This window comes from Psychrobacter sp. I-STPA6b (assembly GCF_020662265.1).
Lineage (GTDB): Bacteria > Pseudomonadota > Gammaproteobacteria > Pseudomonadales > Moraxellaceae > Psychrobacter.
The window spans coordinates 1-429 of the sequence record NZ_VEWM01000125.1 but is presented as its reverse complement, the minus strand read 5'-3'; the positions used below and the strand labels follow the sequence as shown (position 1 = coordinate 429).

Here is a 429-nt window from a genome sequence, read left to right as displayed (position 1 = left end):
ATCCAGCACATGGTGCCGGAAGTGCCTGCGGAAAAAATTTAAGCAAAGAAACTGTTGGAAGTATTGGTGAACAAAAAGCAACTAATTATGCTTTGAGAGCAAATATGACCAAAGAAGAATTTGTAAAAGAAGTTACCGATGGTTTATTGCCACCGCCAGCTTATTTCCCTATGAATGTCAAGTTGAATAAAGAAGGCTATGAAAATGTAGAAACTATAATTAGCGAAGCCAAAGCCTTTGATGCTAAAACATTCGAATTGGTTGCCAATGAAACGGATGCTTTGATACTAGATGTTCGTCATCAAGACGATTTTGAAAAAGGTCATATTCCTAAATCTATTTTTATAGGAATTGATGGTGGATTTGCTCCTTGGGTTGGTGCCTTAATTTTAGATTATAAACAACCTATTTTATTGGTAACTCCTATTG

General features: G+C 35.7%; 1 protein-coding gene. It reads left to right on the top strand.

Annotated elements, in window-relative coordinates:
* Window positions 1-429 (top strand): rhodanese-like domain-containing protein (locus FHK88_RS13605; RefSeq protein ID WP_227431265.1); only part of this gene is annotated, 429 nt, incomplete at both ends.